This is a genomic window from Streptomyces sp. NPDC016851 (assembly GCF_055562795.1).
Genome location: NZ_JBVHEP010000010.1, coordinates 129,517 through 147,632, shown reverse-complemented (window position 1 = coordinate 147,632; position 18,116 = coordinate 129,517). Strand labels below are relative to the sequence as shown.

Sequence of the window (18,116 nt, the reverse complement as noted above, 5' to 3'; positions counted from 1 at the left end):
AGAGTCCATGACGATCACCACTCCCCACCTCGGCAGCCCCGCCGGCGCCTGGACCGACGCTCAGCTGCTGTACGCCCTGGAGGAAGTGGTCGAGAAGGAACTCAACCGGCATCTGCAGGTCGCCAAGGACTGGATGCCGCACGAGTACGTTCCCTGGAGCGACGCGCGCAACTTCCCCGGCCTCTTCGAGGACGGCGAGGCCTGGGACAAGGAGCAGTCGAAGGTCACCGAGATCGGCCGCATCGCGCTCGTCGTGAACCTGCTGACCGAGGACAACCTCCCCAGCTACCACCACGAGATCGCCTCGCTCTTCGGCCGTGACGGCGCCTGGGGCACCTGGGTGCACCGCTGGACGGCCGAGGAAGGCCGGCACGGCATCGTGATGCGGGACTACCTGCTCGCCTCGCGCGCGGTGGACCCGGACAAGCTGGAACAGTTCCGCATGTCGCACATGAGCGAGGGCTTCGAGTCGGACAACCGGCACTCGATGCTGCACTCGATCGCCTACGTCGCCTTCCAGGAGCTGGCCACACGCATCTCGCACCGCAACACCGGCCACCAGTCCGGCGACCCGATCTGCGACCGCATGCTGTCCCGCATCGCGACCGACGAGAACCTGCACATGGTCTTCTACCGCAACCTCCTCAAGGCGGCCTTCGAGCTCGCCCCCGACCTGACCATGCAGGCCGTGCGGGACGTGGTCGTGAACTTCCGGATGCCCGGCCACGGCATCCCCGGCTTCGAGCGCGCCGCCGCGCAGATGGCGATCGGCGAGGTCTACAACCTGCGCATCCACCACGACGACGTGCTCCAGCCCGTGCTGCGCTTCCTGAAGATCATGGAGATCGACGGCCTGGGCGCCGAGGGCCGCAAGGCGCAGGAGGAACTGGGCCTGTACATGGGCGGCCTGGACAGCGAGGCGACGAAGTTCGACGAGAAGCTGGCCGCGCGCAAGGCCCGCATGGCGGCCCGGGCGGGCGCCGCCGGCGCCTGACGGCCGGCCCGGCCCGTCCGGCTCCACGACTGCGAGGCCCCGGCCGCCACGAGCGGCCGGGGCCTCGGTGTTGTGCCCGCCGGCCCCGTCTTCCCGGCAGGCACGCACACGCGGCTACCGCGACGTACGCCGCAGCTCCAGCCGCTCCTTCTCCGACAGACCGCCCCAGACACCGAACCGTTCGTCGTTGTCCATCGCGTATTCGAGGCAGGCGTCACGGATCGGGCACAGGCCGCAGATCCGCTTGGCCTCCCGTACCGAACTGCCGGGCTCGGGGAAGAAGAAGTCCGCCCCGGTCTGTGCGCACAACGCCTCCTGCTGCCAGGCGAGTTCGGGCGAGATCATGGTGTCGATGTGCATGCCCAGAAGCGTTCCGGAGGGCGAAAAACGTTCGATCAACGCGCGATCAACACCGCGTGGACGGGCCTCCGGCCACCTTGATGGTCTCCCTCCGGACCCGCCGACGCACGGCGGCGCGCGGAAACCCGCCATCACGCCCCGGCGGCGCTTGTCAGTGGCCGGTGCGAGACTCGGCAGAGCGGACGACGGAACCTGTGCGAGGAGACGGCGATGCTCACCACCCGTTATGTGACCGGCGCTCCGAACTGGATCGATCTCGGCACCCCCGACATCGACGGCGCCGCCGCCTTCTACGGCGGCCTGTTCGGCTGGCGGTTCCAGCCGGGTGGGCCCGAGGTCGGCGGGTACGGCCTCTTCCAGCTCGACGGCAGGACCACGGCCGGTGGCATGCAGACCACCCCGGAACAGGGCCCGCCCTCCTGGACGGTGTACTTCCAGGCCCCGAACGCGGACGCCACGGCGCGGGCGGCCGGGCAGGCGCACGGCTCGGTGCGGATGCAGCCCATGGACGTGCAGGACCTGGGCCGCATGGCGATCCTCGCCGACCAGGCGGGGGTGCCCTTCGGCCTGTGGCAGCCGGGCCGCAACAAGGGCCTGGACGTCGTCCGGGAGCCCGGCTCGCTGTGCTGGCTGGAGCTGTACACCGCGGACGTCCCGGCCGCTGCCGCCTTCTACCACTCCGTGCTGGGCCTGGAGACGGTCGGCGTCGACTTCCCCGGCGGCACCTACACCACCCTCACCCCGGCCGGGGAGAGCGAGGACGCCATGTTCGGCGGCCTCGTCCCCCTGGCCGACGCGGCCGAGGAGGAGGCCCACTGGCTGCCGTACTTCGAGGTCACCGACCCGGACACCACCGTCGCCCGGGCCCGGGAACTGGGCGGCACGGTCCGCATGCCCGCCACGGACCTGCCGGGCGTCGGGCGCCTCGCCAAGCTCACGGACCCGTACGGGGCGCGTTTCGCGGTGATCCGCAGCGAGCCGCAGCCGGCCTGAGGCACCGGCGCGGGGCTACGCGGACGCCCGCCGAACCAGCGTCGTCGGCAGGACGACGCTGGAGGGTGTGCCGACGCCCTCCTGTGGAGTGCCGCGGTCGAGCCCCCGCAGTAGCAGGCGGGTCATCAGGCGGCCCATCTCCTCGATGTCCTGACGGACCGTCGTCAGGGGCGGATCGGTCTGTTCCGCGAGGGGCAGCATGTCGTCGAAGCCGATCACGGCCACGTCGTCCGGGACGCGGCGACCCGCCTCGCGCAGGACGCGCAGCGCCCCCGAGGCGGTGAGGTCGTTGGCGGCGAACACCGCGTCCAGGTCCGGGCAGCGGCCGAGGAGTTCGCGCATCGCCCGCTCGCCGCCGGCCGGAGTGAAGTCGCCCTCGGCGATCAGCCTCGGATCGGCGTCCACCATGACGTCCCGGTAGCCGTCGAGCCGGTCCACGGCGGACGTCTGGTCGAGGGCGCCGGTGATGTGCGCGATCCGGGTGCGGCCGAGGCCGGCCAGGTGGCGGACGGCGTCGCGGGCGCCGCCGCGGTTGTCGCTGTCGACGTACACCACGCCGCGCCGGTCTCCGCTCCAGCCCGGCCTCCCGCCGAAGACGGTGGGGACACCGGCCCGCTGGATCAGTTCCGGCAGCGGGTCGTCGAGGTGCAGGGAGAAGACGAGCGCCCCGTCGACATGCCCGCCGGCGAGGTACCGGCCGACCCGGGCGTGGTCGTCCCGGCCCTCCGTGAGCAGCAGGACGAGCTGGTTGTCGTGGGCGGTGAGTTCCTTGCTGATGCCGCGCAGCTGGAGCGCGAAGAAGGGGTCGGCGAAGACGCGGGTCTCCGGTTCGGCGACGACGACCGCGATCGCGTCGTGCCGCCGGGTCACCAGGCTGCGGGCCGCCTGGTTGGGCACGTACCCGAGCTCCTCCACCGCCTTGCGGACCCGCTCGACGAGGATGTCCCGGACCCCGTCCCCGCCGTTGACCACGCGCGAGACGGTGGCCCGCGAGACCCCGGCCCGGGCTGCCACGGCCTCCAGGGTGGGACGCGGCGCTGTGTCGGTCACTTCGGGGCTCCTCACCTGCGGATGCGGATCAGGATAGCCCCGGACGCGCAGATGGTGAGAGCGCTCTCGCGCCCGCGCGACCGTCAGTGCGCGTGCTCCTCCCGCTTGTTGTGCCCGGAGTGATCACCCCCGTGGTCGTGCGGGTCGTAGCCGGGGATCGTGCCGTCCGGCTTCTTCACCAGGAACAGGCCCACCATCCCCATGTCGGAGTGGCTCTGCACATGGCAGTGGTACATCCAGGCGCCTGCGCCGACCCCCTCCCCCGCGATGACCTGGAAGCCGAACGAGTCGGCCGGGCCCGTGATCTTGTTGTCGATGACCGGGCTGGGGTCGTCGGGGCCGGTCAGCATGCCGGTGCGGTTGTCCGCCCAGCGGTGACCGTGCATGTGGAACGTGTGGTAGAACTCGCCGTGCGTGATCACGACGAACTCGACGCGATCACCCACCGTGGCCTCGAAGTCGGGCCCGGAGTGCGGCGGCCTGTTGTTGATGAGCATGTCGTTGAAGACGACCGTGTGCGTGCGGTCCGGCAGGACGTCGCCCTTGCGGCGGACGATGACCGGGCCGAACAGGCCCTTCTGGAGCCCCTGCGTGCCGTGGTCCGTGCCGACGACGTGGTCGTGGTAGTGCCAGTAACCCGCGCTGCCCGCCCGCCAGGTGCCGTCCTTGCGGCGGCCGGGGGCGTGGGTGCGCCAGGTGTAGGTGCGGGTGCCGCCCGGCTCGACATGACTGCGGTTCAGTTTCGTGCCGTCGCTGGTGATCTCGTAGTCCAGGCCGTGGACGTGCAGGCTCACCGCCACGTCCATGGTGTTCTCGAACTCGATGTGCAGCGTGTCGCCCTCGTTCAGCTCGATGAGCGGGCCGGGGACGGTCGCCTTGCCCTTCTCCAGGCCGTAGCCCATCTGTCCGTCGGCGAGCCTCTCGGCGTAGAGCTTGATGCGTCTCACCTCGCCCCCGGCCGGTGCCGTCTTGACCGGTCCGGCCGCGCTGACGGCCTCCGGCGCCACGGACAACGATGTCGCGACGGCCGCGCTCCCCAGCAGGACCCGCCGGTTGAAGCTGCGTCTGTCCATGCGGAACTCCCCACCCTGGTAAGGCTTTTACGGAGACGTACCTGTGATGAACCTGTGAGACGGTACCGGTCGCGCTCCCGTTTATCCACACTCAAGACAAAGTTGGGGCCATCACGGTCATAGGTATTGGCGAGCCGTGCAAAGGGGTTTAGCTTCCTTGGCGGTGTTGCTGTGACCGTGGAGGTGCCCATGCACTTACGAGGGTTGAGCAAGGGAAGACGTGTCTGGGCGGCCTCCGCGGCCGCCGGGACCGTGACCGCCGGACTGCTGGCCGGGCCCGCCCACGCGGGCCCGTACCCAGAACCCCCGCTGACAACGATGTCGATCAAGTCGCCGCCGGGCGGCGCGAATGTACGGGTGCTGATCTTCCACGGTTCCGCGGCGGCCGGGGAGGAGTCGCCGGTCGTGAACGCCGGGATCGAGGCCATCGAGGACATCGGGGTGTCGGGACCGGCGAACCGCCGCTTCACCGTGCAGGCCACCGACGACGCCTCGGTGTTCACCAACGACAAGAAGCTCGGCCGCTTCAACGCGATCGTGTTCCTGACCGGCGGGGGCGATGTCCTCGACGCGGAGCAGGAGGCGGGCCTGGAGGCCTACATGGAGGCCGGCGGCGGGTTCGTCGGCATCCATGACGCGGCGCGCGCTGAGCCGTACTCGGACTGGTTCACCGGACTGGTGGGTGCCCGACCGGCCGCGTCGAACCCGGCGTCCGCCCAGCGGGCGACGGTGGAGGTCGGCGACCGCAGGCATCCGGCCACCAAGGACCTGCCGGTGCAGTGGAAGCGCCCCGACAAGTGGCTCAACTGGGTGAAGAACCCGTCGGGCGACGTCCATACGGTGGCCCGGGTCCGGGAGTCGACCTATCAGCCCGGGGCGGGTGCCAACGGCTGGGACCATCCGGTGAGTTGGTGCCGTGACTATGACGGCGGACGCTCCTTCTACACCGGCATGGGCGGCACGGTGTCGTCGTACGACGAGGCCGACTTCCGTGCCCATCTGCGCGGCGCGCTGATGTGGACGACCCGGCTGGAGCAGGCCGACTGCAAGGCGACCATCAACGCCAACTACGCGGCGGAGCGGCTGACCAAGCCCAACCAGCCGGGGCGGAACGACCAGATCGGTGAGCCGCACGGGCTGGTGACCGCGCCCGACGGCCGGGTGTTCTACATCGGCCGGGGCGGCGCCGACTCCTCGCAGCCCGTGGTCACCGACTGGAACAACCCCGACATCGGCAAGGGCAAGGGCGAGATCCACGTCTACGACCCGAAGACCAAGCAGGTCACCCTGGCCGGCGCGCTGACCGTCTTCGGTAACAAGGGCGGCGGCGACGAACTGGTCAAGGTCGAGGAGGGGCTGCTCGGGATCGAGCTGGACCCGAGGTTCGAGCAGAACGGCTGGGTGTACCTGCACTACACGCCGCACTCCCAGATCAACCGCGACACGCGGATGGCCGAGCGGCGGGTCTCCCGCTTCACCCTCGACCAGGCGACGAACAAGCTGGACCTGGGCAGCGAGAAGGTGCTGCTGAAGTGGCCGGTGCAGATCCACAGTTGCTGCCACTCGGGCGGTGGGATGGCCTGGGACTCCAAGGGCAACCTGTACATCGCCACCGGGGACAACAACTCCAGCGGGTTCAGCGGCGGTTACTCGGGCAACAACCCGCAGCCGAACTACAAGGGCGTCTCCTTCGCGGACGCGCGCCGCACGGCCGGCAACACCAACAACCTCAACGGCAAGATCCTGCGCATCCACCCGGAGCCGGACGGGACGTACACGCTCCCCGAGGGCAACCTCTTCACCGGGAAGGAGACCGACGAGGGCGGCGGCAAGACGCGCGGCGAGATCTATGTGATGGGGGTCAGGAACCCCGCCCGTATCTTCGTCGACAAGTCGACTGACGTGCTCTACGCGGGCTGGGTCGGCCCGGACGCGAGCGCGCCCTCGACGACCTGGGGTCCGGCCAAGTACGACACGTTCGCCGCCATCACCGAGGCGAGCAACCGGGGCTGGCCGTACTGCATGGGCAACAAGCAGCCCTACCGGGACCGCAATCTGCCCGATCCGTCCCAGCCGCTCGGCTGGTACGACTGCGACCGCCCGAAGAACGAGTCGCCGAACAACGACGGCCTGGTCAATCTGCCGCCGGTCACCGGCAACAACATCTGGTACTCGCCGCAGGGCGGCGCGCCGGACTACCCGCGGGACGCGAACGGCGTCCCGTCGTACAAGCCGGAGGACGCGACGTACCGGCTGCCCTGGCTGAAGGGCGGCGGGCAGGCCGCGATGAACGGGCCGGTCTACCGGTACGACACGGTCGCGGCGGACAGTGCGGTCAAGTGGCCTGCGTACTGGGACGGCAAGTGGTTCGTCGGTGACTTCTACGACGCCGACCAGCCGCGCAACGCGGTGCTCATGGACCCGAAGACGCAAGGCGACGGCGGTCTGCCGGTGCACTCGGAGTCGCTGAAGAAGATCGTGCCGATCGGCAACGACGGCATCAAGAACCTCATGGACTGGAAGTTCGGTCCGGACGGTGCGCTGTACGTCCTCGACTACGGACGCGGCTTCTTCACCTCGGACTCCAAGTCGGCCCTGTGGCGGGTCACCTACAAGGGCGGCGGGCCGACCCCGGCCGCCGGTCTGCTGGCGAGGGGGACCGAGTGATCCGGCAACGAAGAATCTGGGCCGCCCTGCTGGCCGCCCTGCTCGTGATGCTCGGCGTGCAGGCGCTGCCCGCCGCCGGGCAGACGCGGGCGCCGGCCGCCGAACAGGTCCTCACCTGGACGGCCGGCAACGACATCGACAAGTACCTCTCGGCGCCGAAGACGGCGGTCGCAGGCAGCGCGACGATCGTGTTCGAGAACAGCGTGGCCACCGGCAACACCACGGGCATGCCGCACACGCTGACGTTCGTGACCAGCGATCCCGAGTTCAACAACGACGTGCAGCTCAACATCCTGGCCAATCCGAACGACGCCCAGGGCGGCAAGCACACCGCCCAGGTCACACTCACGCCCGGCCGGTACTTCTACCACTGCACCATCCCCGGCCACGGCCAGATGCAGGGCATCCTGGTGGTGACCGAGGACACCGGCGAGGACACGACCGCGCCCGAGGCGTCGGCGCACGTGAGCGGGACGCAGAACACGCAGGGCGAGTACGTCGGTTCGGCGAGCGTGGCGATCCACGCCACCGACGAGGGCGGCTCCGGCGTCGAGAGGATCGAGTACGCGATCGGCGACGCGGGCGCCTGGCAGCCCTACACCGCGCCGGTCGTCGTCGACCAGGTCGGCGCCCACAAGGTCCGCTACCGCGCGTTCGACAAGGCGGGGAACGTGTCCGCCGAGAAGAGCACCGCCTTCACGGTGGTGGCGCCGCAGTCGGACGACACGACCGCGCCGGAGACCTCGGCGACGGTGAGCGGTGAGCGCAACCCGGACGGGGCGTACGTCGACATGGCGACGGTCACCGTCTCCGCGTCCGACACGGGTTCCGGGGTGAACACGATCGAGTACGCGGTCGGCTCCGGTGCCTGGCAGCCGTACACCGCGCCGGTGATGGTGCACCAGGTGGGCGCTCACACCGTCCGCTACCGCGCCACGGACAAGGCGGGCAACGTGGCGGCCGAGAAGAGCGTGCAGTTCACGGTCGTCGCGGCGCCGCCGCAGGACACGACGCCGCCGGTGACGGGCGTGACCGTGGAGGGCACGAAGAACTCCGACGGGGCGTACGTCAACAGCGCCCGGGTGACCGTCACGGCGACCGACGCGCACGGCTCGGGCGTCGAGAGGATCGAGTACTCGCTGGACGGCGGGCCGTACCTGGCCTACACGGCCCCGGTGGTGGTCGACCGGGCGGGCGCGCACACCGTGGCGTACCGCGCGACCGACAAGGCGGGCAACACCTCGGCGGCCCTGACGGTGACCTTCACCGTCGTCTCCGGCCAGGTCCCGGCGCCGGACTGCCCGGAGTACGACGAGCGGCTGACGGTCATCGTCGGCGAGGTCGACTCCGGGGTGCGCAACCGGGTCACCGACAACCGCTGCCGGATCGGCGAGCTGATCGAGGACGAGAAGGAGTGGACGTCCCACGCGCTGTTCCTCAAGCACGTGACGTCGGTGCTCGACGCACTGCTGAAGGAGGGCGTGATCGACCAGCGCGAGTACAACGCCGTCCGCAAGGCCGCCCGCCAGTCCGGCATCGGCAAGCCGGGGCAGACCGAGGGCTACCGGGCGCTCTTCGACGGCAGCGCGGAGTCCCTGGCCAAGTGGCAGCAGGTGGGGGGCGGTTCGTTCGGGCTGAACCCGGACAAGACGATCACCTCCAGCACCACGACGCCCGGCATGGGCATGCTGTGGTTCCCGCAGCGCAAGTACGGCGACTTCTCGCTGAAGCTCCAGTGGCGTGACGACGCTCCCGGCACGGGCAACGCCAACTCGGGTGTCTTCGTGCGCTTCCCGTGGGTCCACGACCACCCGGAGGAGTCCCGGCCGGAGTGGGTCGCCATCAAGTACGGGCACGAGGTGCAGGTGCTCGACCGGCCCGACGGCGACATGTACAAGACGGGGTCGGTCTACGGCTTCGACCGCGTGGGCCTGGCCGGCGCGGGTGTGACGCAGAAGGGCACCTGGAACGACTACGAGGTCCGTGTGGAGGGCCAGCACTACTCGGTGTTCCGCAACGGCGTGCTGATCAACGAGTTCGACAACACCGGCGGCCAGGAGTTCACCCCGCCCCGCTCGGACGACCCGGGCACGGACGGGCGGCGGTTCGCCTCCGGCTACATCGGGCTCCAGGTGCACGGCACGACGGACGTGGTGTCGTACCGGGACATCCGGATCAAGGAGTTGTAGGGGGCTGCTTCTCCTTGCGGGCCCTGCTCGGCTGTACCCGTCTGGGTTCCCCCGGCATCTTCGGATACTCGGGCGGGTACGGCAGGTCTCCCAGGCCGTGGTCGTGTTCGTCGCGGCGGGCGAGGTCGAGCAGGGCCTCCAGGGAGTAGCGGTGGTCGTCCATGTCCGCGTGCACGTCGCCGAGTTCGGCGAAGCGCGCGGGCATCGTCGCGAGGTCGAAGTCCTGGGGGTGCGCGACCCCCACCTCGTCCCAGCGCAGGGGCGCCGAGACGGGGGCGTGCGGGCGGGGGCGTACGGAGTAGGCGGAGGCGATCGTGCGGTCGCGTGCCGTCTGGTTGTAGTCGATGAAGATGCGCTTGCCCCGCTCCTCCTTCCACCACTTGATGGTGACCTGCTCCGGCATCCGCCGCTCCATCTCCCGGCCGACGGCGATGGCGGCGCGCCGGACCTGGGTGAAGGTCCAGCGGGGTTCGATGGGCACGAAGACGTGCAGGCCCCGGCCGCCGGAGGTCTTGGGGAAGCCGCGCAGTCCGCCGAACTCGTCGAGGACGGCCCGCAGTTCGTGGGCGGCGCGTACGGCGTCCTCGTAGTCGGTGCCGGGCTGCGGGTCGAGGTCGATGCGGAGTTCGTCCGGGCGGTCGACGTCGTCGCGGCGGACCGGCCAGGGGTGGAAGGTGAGGGTGCCGAACTGGGCCGCCCACACCACGGCACCGACCTCGGTGGGGCACATCTCGTCGGCGCTGCGGCCGCTGGGGAAGGTGATGTGCGCGGTCGGGATCCAGTCGGGCATGTTCTTCGGCGCCCGCTTCTGGAAGAAGTTCTCGCCGGTCACGCCCTCGGGGTAGCGCTCCAGGGTGGTGGGGCGGTCGCGCAGGGCGCGCAGGATGCCGGGGCCGACGGCCAGGTAGTAGCGGGCGAGGTCCAGCTTGGTGAAGCCCCGCTCCGGAAAGAACACCTTGTCCGGGCTGGACAGCCGTACGGTCCGGCCGCCCGCCTCCAGCTCCACCGCGTCACCCATGCGAGCCACGCTAGGCGCACCCCGCACACCTCGCACATCGGGCGTTCCCTGTCATATGGGCGCAGAATCGGACCATGGATCTGCCGGTGATGCCCCCTGTTCTGCCGATGCTCGCCAAGTCGGTGGCGACGATCCCGTCGGGCATGCAGTACGAGGCGAAGTGGGACGGGTTCCGGGCGATCGTCTTCCGCGACGGGGACGAGGTCGAGCTCGGCAGCCGTACGGGCAAGACCTTGACCAGGTATTTCCCCGAGCTGGTGACGGCCGTGCGGGAGCGGTTGCCCAAGCGCTCGGTGGTGGACGGGGAGATCGTGATCGCGCGGGAGGGGCATCTGGACTTCGACGCCCTGACGGAGCGGATCCACCCCGCGGACTCGCGCGTGCGGATGCTGGCCGAGCGGACACCGGCGTCGTTCGTCGCCTTCGATCTGCTGGCGCTGGGGGACGAGTCGCTGATGGACGCCCCGCTGACCGAGCGGCGGGAGCTGCTGGGCCGGGAGCTGTCCGGGGTGACCGCGCCGGTGCATCTGGCTCCGGCGACCACCGACATCGAGGTGGCGCGCGGCTGGTTCGAGCAGTACGAGGGGGCGGGTCTGGACGGGGTCATCGCCAAGCCGCTGACCGTGCGCTACCGGCCGGACGAGCGCGCCATGTTCAAGATCAAGCACGAGCGGACGGCGGACGTGGTCGTCGCCGGGTACCGCCTGCACAAGAGCGGCCCCGTGGTGGGCTCGCTGCTGCTCGGCCTGTACGACGACCGGGGCACCCTCCAGCACGTGGGCGTGTCCGCCGCGTTCCCGATGAAGCGGCGCGCCGAGTTGGTGGAGGAGCTGGAGCCGCTGCGCATGGACGATGTCCAGGGGCATCCGTGGGCGGCCTGGTCCGAGGAGGCGGCGCACGAGAAGGCCCGGCTGCCCGGGGCGCCGAGCCGTTGGTCGGGCCGCAAGGACCTGTCGTGGGTGCCGCTGCGGCCCGAGCGGGTGGCGGAGGTGGCGTACGACCACATGGAGAACGGGCAGCGTTTCCGGCACACCGCCCGGTTCCGCCGCTGGCGCCCGGACCGGACCCCGGAGAGCTGCACCTACGCGCAGCTTCAGGAGCCGGTCCGCTACGACCTGGCGGAGATCCTCGGCGCGTAGGACGCACGGGGATCCGTCAGGGCTGCATCAGGGCCCGTCAGGGCTGCATCAGCACCTTGACCGCGCCGTCCTGCTTGCGCTGGAACATCTCGTACGCGTGCGGGGCCTCCGACAGCGGCACCCGGTGGGTGGCGAAGTCCTCGACGCCGAGCGGGTCCTCGTCGGTCAGGTACGGGATGATGTCGTCGCTCCAGCGGCGGACGTTGGCCTGGCCCATCCGCATCTGGATCTGCTTGTCGAACAGGGTGAGCATCGGCATCGGGTCGGCCATGCCGCCGTACACGCCGGACAGCGAGATGGTGCCGCCGCGGCGGACCAGGTCGATGGCGGTGTAGAGGGCGGCGAGGCGGTCGATGCTGAAGCGTTCGGCGAGCGGGCCGCTCAGCTTGCGGGGCATGATCGCCGTGGCCTGCTGGGCGAGCTTGGCGGCCGCGCTGCCGTGGGCCTCGGTGCCGACCGCGTCGATCACGGCGTCGGGGCCGCGGCCGTCGGTCTCGTCGCGGATCGCCTCGACGAGTTCCTTCTCGTCGTCGAAGGACCTGAGGTCGTACGTCTCCACACCGCGCGAGCGCGCCCGGCGCAGCCGCTCCGGGACCAGGTCCACGCCGAACACCCGCCCCGCGCCCTTGACCTGGGCGACGCGGCAGGCCATGTCGCCGATGGGGCCGAGGCCGAGCACGGCGATGCTGCCGCCCTGCGGCACCTCGGCGTAGGCGACGGCCTGCCAGGCGGTGGGCAGGACGTCGGAGAGGTAGACGAAACGGTCGTCGGGCGGACCTTCAGGCACCTTGATCGGGCCGTACTGCGCCTGCGGGACGCGCAGGTACTCGGCCTGGGCGCCCGGCACGGAGCCGTACAGGCGGGTGTAGCCGAACAGGGCGGCGCCCATGCCCTCGCCGTGGACCTGGGTGGTCTCGCACTGGGTGGGCAGGCCGGTCAGGCACATCCAGCAGTTGCCGCAGGCGATCTGGAAGGGCACCACGACCCGGTCCCCGGCCTGGAGGTCCGGGACGCCGGCGCCGACCTCCTCGACGATGCCGATGGGTTCGTGACCGAGGATGTCCCCGGGTGTCATGAACGGCGTGAGCACTTCGTACAGGTGCAGGTCAGAACCGCACAGCCCGGTGGACGTCACGCGGATGACCGCGTCCGTCGGTTCCCGGATCTCCGGATCGGGCACGTTCTCCACCCGGACGTCCCGCTTGCCCTGCCAGGTCACAGCCCTCATCGCCTCGCGCTCCCTCCGTCAGCGTGCGCGTCGGTCGGCCGGTCGGTCAGTCGGCGAGGCCCGGGTACCCGGGCGCATCCGCGCTGAACCTTGAGCCGAACCTTGAGCCGAACGGCGGACGAAGCGAAGACCCTCCGTCAGAATTGATCGGGTATGGCCATCGGTGGACATATAAGAGCACAATCAAGACAAATCGATGACATGGGGCCGGTGGCGACGGTGGGCAGGGAACGAGGAGCGCGCGGACGGCGCGCCACGGCGACGGCGGCGCTGCTGGCCGCCGCGGTGACGGCCGCCCTGGCGGCGGGCTGCACCACCGGCGGGAGCGGCCCCGGCGACGACGGACGGGGCACCTCCAGACAGTCGGAGCAGGGCACCTCCCCGTCGGCGACCGGCTCCTCCGTGCTCGCCGTCAAGCTCGACAACGCCGCCGCGGCCCGCCCGCACACCGGCGTCGACGCGGCGGACGTGGTGTACGCGGAACAGGTCGAGGGCGGACTGAGCCGGCTGATGGCGGTGTACGCGACGCGGCTGCCGGAGACGGTGGGCCCGGTGCGCAGCGCGCGCGAGTCGGATCTGGAACTGCTGCGCCAGTTCGACCGGCCCACGCTCGCCTTCTCGGGCGCGCAGAAGAAGCTCCTGCCGCTGATCGACGAGGCACCGCTGCGGGCCGAGACGCCGGGCAGCGCCCCCGGTGCCTACTTCCGCGGCTCGGGCAAGCCCGCCCCGCACAACCTCTTTCTGCGGCCCGAGCGGATCGTGCCCGAGGTCCCGGGACCGGCCGCCCTGACCACCGGTTTCCGCTACGGCTCCGCCCCGGCCGGCGGCACGGCGGCGACCTCGCAGACGGTGCGCTACCCGGCGGCCCGCTTCACCTTCACCTGGTCGGACTCCCAGGGCCGCTGGCTGGTCGGCATGGACGGCGCGCCCGCCACGACGGCCGACGGGAAGAGGCTGGCGGCCGCGACGGTCGTCGTGCAGTACGTGAAGGTCCGCGAGTCCGCCTTCCGTGACTTCCTCGGCAACAACACGCCGTACACCGAGACGGTGGGCTCCGGGAAGGCCAGGGTGCTGCGCGACGGGCGGGCCTACGACGTGAACTGGAAGCGCGAGGACGCCTCGGACGGCACGGCGTTCACCACCGGCGACGGCACACCGGTGAACTTCGCGAAGGGCCAGGTGTGGGTGGTGTACGCCAAGGCGTCCTGACCCGCGGGCCGCGCCGGCGTCCGCGACGCGCCGGCCGGTCAAGCCCGTCAGCCGGGTGCCACCAGGGGCTCCCCCGGGTTGCGCAGCCCCTCGGCCGCGTCCGCGACACGCCGGATGAGGTCGAAGAACACCGTCCGCTCCTCGGCGGACAGCGGGGCGAGGAACACCTGGTTCATCCGAGCCGTGCGCACGGTCAGCTTGCGGTGGGTGCGCTCGCCCTCGGCCGTGAGACGCAGCAGGGAACGGCGGCCGTCCTCCGGGTCGCGGACCTTGTCGAGGAGGCCGCGCCGGCTGAGCCTGCTGATCACCTCGGCGACGGTCGACCGGTCCAGGCCCACCCGCTCCCCCACCGTGCGCTGGTCAAGACCGGGCTCGTCGACGAGCGTGTTGAGGACCGCGTACTGGGGCGAGGTGATCTCCTCGGAGACCATCGTGTTCCACAGCAGGTAGTGCGCCTGCTGGAGCCTCCGGGCCAGGTGCCCCGGGTGGGTGGTGAGGTCCGCCGCCGCCATGTGCACCCCTCGCTCGCGTTCGTCCTGCCGAGTATTCGTCGGTGCACTGAACAATACCCGGCGACTCCCGGCCTGTCTGCCGCCCGCACAAGGGATCACGGGCGGATTAACCGAGGTCTTGACGCCCTTCCGTCCCGATGGCAGCGTGAGAGCAGCTTCACGGAAATACTCAGTGCCCTGACTAAATAGCGGTCGGGTCGCTCGGAAGAGATGGGGCTTCTCGGATGGACAAGGTGGTCGCCACAGCCCTGGAGGCGGTGGCCGACGTCCCGGACGGCGCGTCGCTCGCGGTGGGCGGTTTCGGGCTGAGCGGTGTGCCGAACGTGCTGATCGGGGCGCTGTACGAGCGCGGGGTGACCGGGCTGTCGGTGGTCTCCAACAACTGCGGGGCGATGGAGTCGGGCCTGGCGGTCCTGCTGGCGGCCGGCCGGATCGGCCGGGTGACGGGCTCCTACATCGGCGCCAACAAGGAGTTCGCCCGGCAGTACCTGGCCGGTGAGCTGGAGGTCGAGCTGATCCCGCAGGGCACGCTGGCCGAGCGGCTGCGGGCCGGCGGCGCCGGGATCCCCGCCTTCTACACCCCGGCCGGGGTGGGCACACAGGTCGCCGAGGGCGGGCTGCCATGGCGCTACGACGGGCAGGGCGGGGTCGCGATCGCCTCCCCGGCGAAGGAGGTCCGGGAGTTCGACGGCACGGAGTACGTGCTGGAGCGGGGCATCCGCACGGACTTCGCCCTGGTCCGGGCCGCGAAGGGCGACCGGCACGGCAATCTGGTCTTCGGCAAGTCCGCCCGGAACTTCAACCCGCTGGCCGCGATGGCCGGGCGGGTCACGATCGCCGAGGTGGAGGAGCTGGTGGAGCCCGGCGAGATCGACCCGGACGCGGTGCATCTGCCGGGGATCTTCGTGCAGCGGGTGCTCGCCCTCACCCCCGAGCAGGCGGCGGACAAGAAGATCGAGCAGCGGACGGTGAGGTCCTGATGGCCTGGAGTCGCGAGGAGATGGCCGCGCGGGCGGCACGGGAGCTGAGGGACGGGCAGTACGTCAATCTCGGCATCGGCCTGCCCACCCTCATCCCCAACTACCTGCCCGAGGGCGTCGAGGTCGTCCTCGAATCCGAGAACGGCATCCTGGGCACGGGTCCATACCCCACCGAGGACGCCGTCGACCCGGACCTGATCAATGCGGGGAAGGAGACGGTGACAGTCCTGCCGGGTGCGTCGTTCTTCGACTCGGCGCTGTCGTTCTCGATGATCCGGGGCGGGCACATCGACGTGGCGGTGCTCGGCGCCATGCAGGTGTCCGAGCGGGGCGACCTGGCCAACTGGGCGATCCCCGGCAAGCTGATCACCGGGATCGGCGGGGCGATGGACCTCGTGCACGGCGCCCGTACGGTCGTCGTCGTGATGACGCACACCGCCAAGGACGGCTCCCCGAAGATCCTCACCGAGTGCGCCCTGCCGCTGACCGGCAAGGGGTGCGTGAACCGGATCATCACCGACCTCGGCGTCCTGGACGTCACCGACGACGGACTCGTCCTCGTCGAGACCGCGCCCGGCGCGACCGCCGCCGAGATCGCCGCCAAGACCGACGCCGAACTGACCGTGCCGGAGGGCGTGAAGTGAAGGACGTCTACATCGTCGACGCGGTCCGCACGCCGATCGGCCGCTACAACGGCGCACTGGCGGGCGTGCGTCCCGACGACCTGGCCGCGCACGCCATTCGCGAACTCCTCGCCCGTTCACCGGAGTTGGATCCGGCGCGGATCGAGGACGTGTACTTCGGAAACGCCAACGGCGCCGGTGAGGAGAACCGCAACGTCGGCCGGATGGCCGCCCTGCTCGCGGGCCTGCCCACCTCCGTGCCGGGCGTGACCGTCAACCGGCTGTGCGCGTCCGGCCTGGAGGCCGTGATCCAGGCGGCCCGTGCGATCGCCGTCGGCGACGCCTCGATCGCGCTGGCCGGCGGGGTCGAGTCGATGACCCGGGCGCCGTACGTCCTGCCGAAGAGCGACAGGCCCTTCCCGGCCGGGCACACCGAGCTGTACTCCACGACCCTCGGCTGGCGCATGGTCAATCCGCGGATGGAGCCGCAGTGGACGATTCCGCTGGGTGAGTCTGCCGAACTCATCGCCGACAAGCACAAGATCGGGCGGGAGCAGCAGGACGAGTTCGCGCTGCTCAGTCACGAGAAGGCCGCGGAGGCTCAGCGGGCCGGGTTCCTCGACGCCGAGTTGGCGCCGGTGGAGATTCCGCAGCGCAAGGGTGACCCGGTGGTCTTCGCCACCGACGAGTGTGTCCGGCCGGATGCGTCCCTGGCGGCGATGGCCAGGCTGAAGCCGTCGTTCCGTACGGAGGGCGGGACGGTGACGGCGGGCAACGCGTCGCCGCTCAACGACGGTGCGGCGGCGCTGTTGCTGGTGGACGAGGAGGGGTTGAGGGCGACGGGGCGTGAGCCGCTGGCCCGGGTATCCGCGACCGGCGTGTCCGCGATCGACCCGCACTACTTCGGGCTTGCCCCGGTCGAGGCGGTGAACCGGGCTTTGGCCAAGGCGGGCAGGGGGTTTGGCGATCTGTCCGTGCTGGAGCTGAACGAGGCGTTCGCCGCGCAGGTGCTGGGGTGTGTGGCCGAGTGGCCCGAGTTCGATCCGGCCATTCTCAATCCGCGGGGTGGTGCGATCGCTATCGGGCATCCGCTGGGTGCGTCGGGGGCTCGGCTTGCCGGGACCGTTGCTCATCAGCTGGCCCGGCTTGGCGGGGGTGTTGGTGTCGCCACGCTTTGCATCGGGGTGGGACAGGGGCTTGCGCTCGTTCTGGAACGGTAGACGTTCGGCTGCGGGCCGGATGTGGCTGGTCGCGCAGTTCCCCGCGCCCCTTTGGGCGCGATTCACAAGAACCTTTCAGGGGACCCCATGACTCTCACCCAACACGACATCGACCAGGAGATCGCGGCCGAGCGTGCCGCGTACGAGAAGCGGCTCGCCGACGGTGGGCCCGTCGAGCACCAGCCGCGGCGCGACTACGCGCCGTACCGGTCCTCGGTGCTCCGGCATCCCAAGCAGCCGCCGGTCACGATCGACGTCAGTAAGGACCCGGAGCTGGTGGAGCTGGCCTCCCCGGCCTTCGGGGAGCGGGACGTCACCGAGATCGACAACGACCTCACCCGGCAGCACGAGAGCGAGCCGATCGGTGAGCGCATCACCGTCTCGGGTCGGCTGCTGGACCGTGACGGCCGCCCGGTGCGCGGCCAGCTCGTGGAGATCTGGCAGGCCAACTCGGCGGGCCGCTACGCCCATCAGCGCGAGCAGCACGACGCCCCGCTGGACCCGAACTTCACCGGCGTGGGCCGCACCCTCACCGACGACGAGGGCCGCTACCACTTCACCACCATCCAGCCGGGCCCGTACCCGTGGCGCCAGCACCTCAACGCCTGGCGGCCGGCGCACATCCACTTCTCGCTCTTCGGCACGGCGTTCACCCAGCGGCTCGTGACGCAGATGTACTTCCCGAGCGACCCGCTGTTCCCCTACGACCCGATCATCCAGTCCGTGACCGACGACGCGGCCCGGCAGCGGCTGGTCGCGACGTACGACCACGGCCTGTCGGTGCCGGAGTTCTCGATGGGCTACCACTGGGACATCGTGCTGGACGGCCCGAACGCCACCTGGATCGAAGAAGGGCGCTGA

General features: G+C 70.6%; 16 protein-coding genes. 10 read left to right on the top strand and 6 right to left on the bottom strand.

Annotation, left to right across the window (positions count from 1 at the left end; all coding sequences use genetic code 11):
- Positions 1-7 precede the first annotated feature (7 nt).
- Entirely contained in the window at positions 8-994 is a 987-nt protein-coding gene (locus ACZ3I3_RS18130; protein ID WP_467366177.1) for an acyl-ACP desaturase, read from the top strand.
- 114 nt (positions 995-1,108) lie between these two features.
- Here ACZ3I3_RS18130 and ACZ3I3_RS18125 read toward each other — a convergent pair whose 3' ends face one another.
- The gene (locus ACZ3I3_RS18125) at positions 1,109-1,354 is read right to left on the bottom strand and encodes a WhiB family transcriptional regulator (protein ID WP_010042893.1); all 246 of its coding nucleotides are present in this window, start codon (positions 1,352-1,354) and stop codon (positions 1,109-1,111) included.
- A gap of 210 nt (positions 1,355-1,564) precedes the next feature.
- Between ACZ3I3_RS18125 and ACZ3I3_RS18120 the strand changes: the two genes are divergently transcribed.
- Complete coding sequence (locus ACZ3I3_RS18120; protein WP_467366175.1) at positions 1,565-2,347, top strand: VOC family protein; 783 nt, start codon at positions 1,565-1,567, stop codon at positions 2,345-2,347.
- 15 nt (positions 2,348-2,362) lie between these two features.
- On the opposite strand, the gene ACZ3I3_RS18115 is transcribed toward ACZ3I3_RS18120, so the two are convergent.
- Together ACZ3I3_RS18115 and ACZ3I3_RS18110 are read right to left on the bottom strand one after the other, a co-directional pair.
- Positions 2,363-3,397, bottom strand: coding sequence for a LacI family DNA-binding transcriptional regulator (locus tag ACZ3I3_RS18115; protein ID WP_467366173.1), 1,035 nt, complete (start codon positions 3,395-3,397; stop codon positions 2,363-2,365).
- Between the two features lie 83 nt (positions 3,398-3,480).
- Entirely contained in the window at positions 3,481-4,470 is a 990-nt protein-coding gene (locus ACZ3I3_RS18110; protein ID WP_467366171.1) for a multicopper oxidase domain-containing protein, read from the bottom strand.
- Positions 4,471-4,659: 189 nt separating this feature from the next.
- Here ACZ3I3_RS18110 and ACZ3I3_RS18105 point away from each other — a divergent pair, with 189 nt between their 5' ends.
- On the top strand, positions 4,660-7,137 hold the full coding sequence (locus ACZ3I3_RS18105; protein ID WP_467366169.1) for a ThuA domain-containing protein: 2,478 nt from the start codon (positions 4,660-4,662) through the stop codon (positions 7,135-7,137).
- Between the two features lie 47 nt (positions 7,138-7,184).
- Complete coding sequence (locus ACZ3I3_RS18100) at positions 7,185-9,326, top strand: OmpL47-type beta-barrel domain-containing protein (RefSeq protein ID WP_467366436.1); 2,142 nt, start codon at positions 7,185-7,187, stop codon at positions 9,324-9,326.
- On the opposite strand, the gene ligD is transcribed toward ACZ3I3_RS18100, so the two are convergent.
- A complete protein-coding gene (ligD, locus tag ACZ3I3_RS18095) occupies positions 9,313-10,344 on the bottom strand; it encodes a non-homologous end-joining DNA ligase (RefSeq protein WP_467366167.1) in 1,032 nt (343 codons plus the stop codon). The two genes, ACZ3I3_RS18100 and ligD, sit on opposite strands and share 14 nt — an antisense overlap.
- A gap of 74 nt (positions 10,345-10,418) precedes the next feature.
- Between ligD and ACZ3I3_RS18090 the strand changes: the two genes are divergently transcribed.
- Positions 10,419-11,483 (top strand): ATP-dependent DNA ligase, encoded by a 1,065-nt coding sequence (locus tag ACZ3I3_RS18090; RefSeq protein ID WP_467366165.1) that lies wholly within the window; start codon positions 10,419-10,421, stop codon positions 11,481-11,483.
- 37 nt (positions 11,484-11,520) lie between these two features.
- On the opposite strand, the gene ACZ3I3_RS18085 is transcribed toward ACZ3I3_RS18090, so the two are convergent.
- Positions 11,521-12,711, bottom strand: a complete 1,191-nt coding sequence (locus tag ACZ3I3_RS18085; RefSeq protein ID WP_467366163.1) for a zinc-dependent alcohol dehydrogenase — start codon at positions 12,709-12,711, stop codon at positions 11,521-11,523.
- A gap of 201 nt (positions 12,712-12,912) precedes the next feature.
- On the opposite strand from ACZ3I3_RS18085, the gene ACZ3I3_RS18080 reads away from it, so the two are divergent.
- A complete protein-coding gene (locus ACZ3I3_RS18080; RefSeq protein ID WP_467366161.1) occupies positions 12,913-13,920 on the top strand; it encodes a DUF3048 domain-containing protein in 1,008 nt (335 codons plus the stop codon).
- Positions 13,921-13,967: 47 nt separating this feature from the next.
- On the opposite strand, the gene ACZ3I3_RS18075 is transcribed toward ACZ3I3_RS18080, so the two are convergent.
- Complete coding sequence (locus tag ACZ3I3_RS18075) at positions 13,968-14,432, bottom strand: MarR family winged helix-turn-helix transcriptional regulator (protein WP_467366159.1); 465 nt, start codon at positions 14,430-14,432, stop codon at positions 13,968-13,970.
- Positions 14,433-14,656: 224 nt separating this feature from the next.
- Between ACZ3I3_RS18075 and ACZ3I3_RS18070 the strand changes: the two genes are divergently transcribed.
- From ACZ3I3_RS18070 to pcaH, 4 genes are all read left to right on the top strand, one after another.
- The gene (locus ACZ3I3_RS18070) at positions 14,657-15,412 is read left to right on the top strand and encodes a CoA transferase subunit A (protein ID WP_467366157.1); all 756 of its coding nucleotides are present in this window, start codon (positions 14,657-14,659) and stop codon (positions 15,410-15,412) included.
- Positions 15,412-16,056: a CoA transferase subunit B gene (locus ACZ3I3_RS18065; protein WP_467366155.1), complete on the top strand. Its 645-nt coding sequence runs from the start codon at positions 15,412-15,414 to the stop codon at positions 16,054-16,056. The genes ACZ3I3_RS18070 and ACZ3I3_RS18065 overlap by 1 nt, the downstream gene beginning before the upstream one ends.
- Positions 16,053-17,255: a thiolase family protein gene (locus ACZ3I3_RS18060; protein WP_467366153.1), complete on the top strand. Its 1,203-nt coding sequence runs from the start codon at positions 16,053-16,055 to the stop codon at positions 17,253-17,255. The genes ACZ3I3_RS18065 and ACZ3I3_RS18060 overlap by 4 nt, the downstream gene beginning before the upstream one ends.
- Positions 17,256-17,342: 87 nt before the next feature.
- Complete coding sequence (pcaH, locus tag ACZ3I3_RS18055; RefSeq protein ID WP_467366151.1) at positions 17,343-18,116, top strand: protocatechuate 3,4-dioxygenase subunit beta; 774 nt, start codon at positions 17,343-17,345, stop codon at positions 18,114-18,116.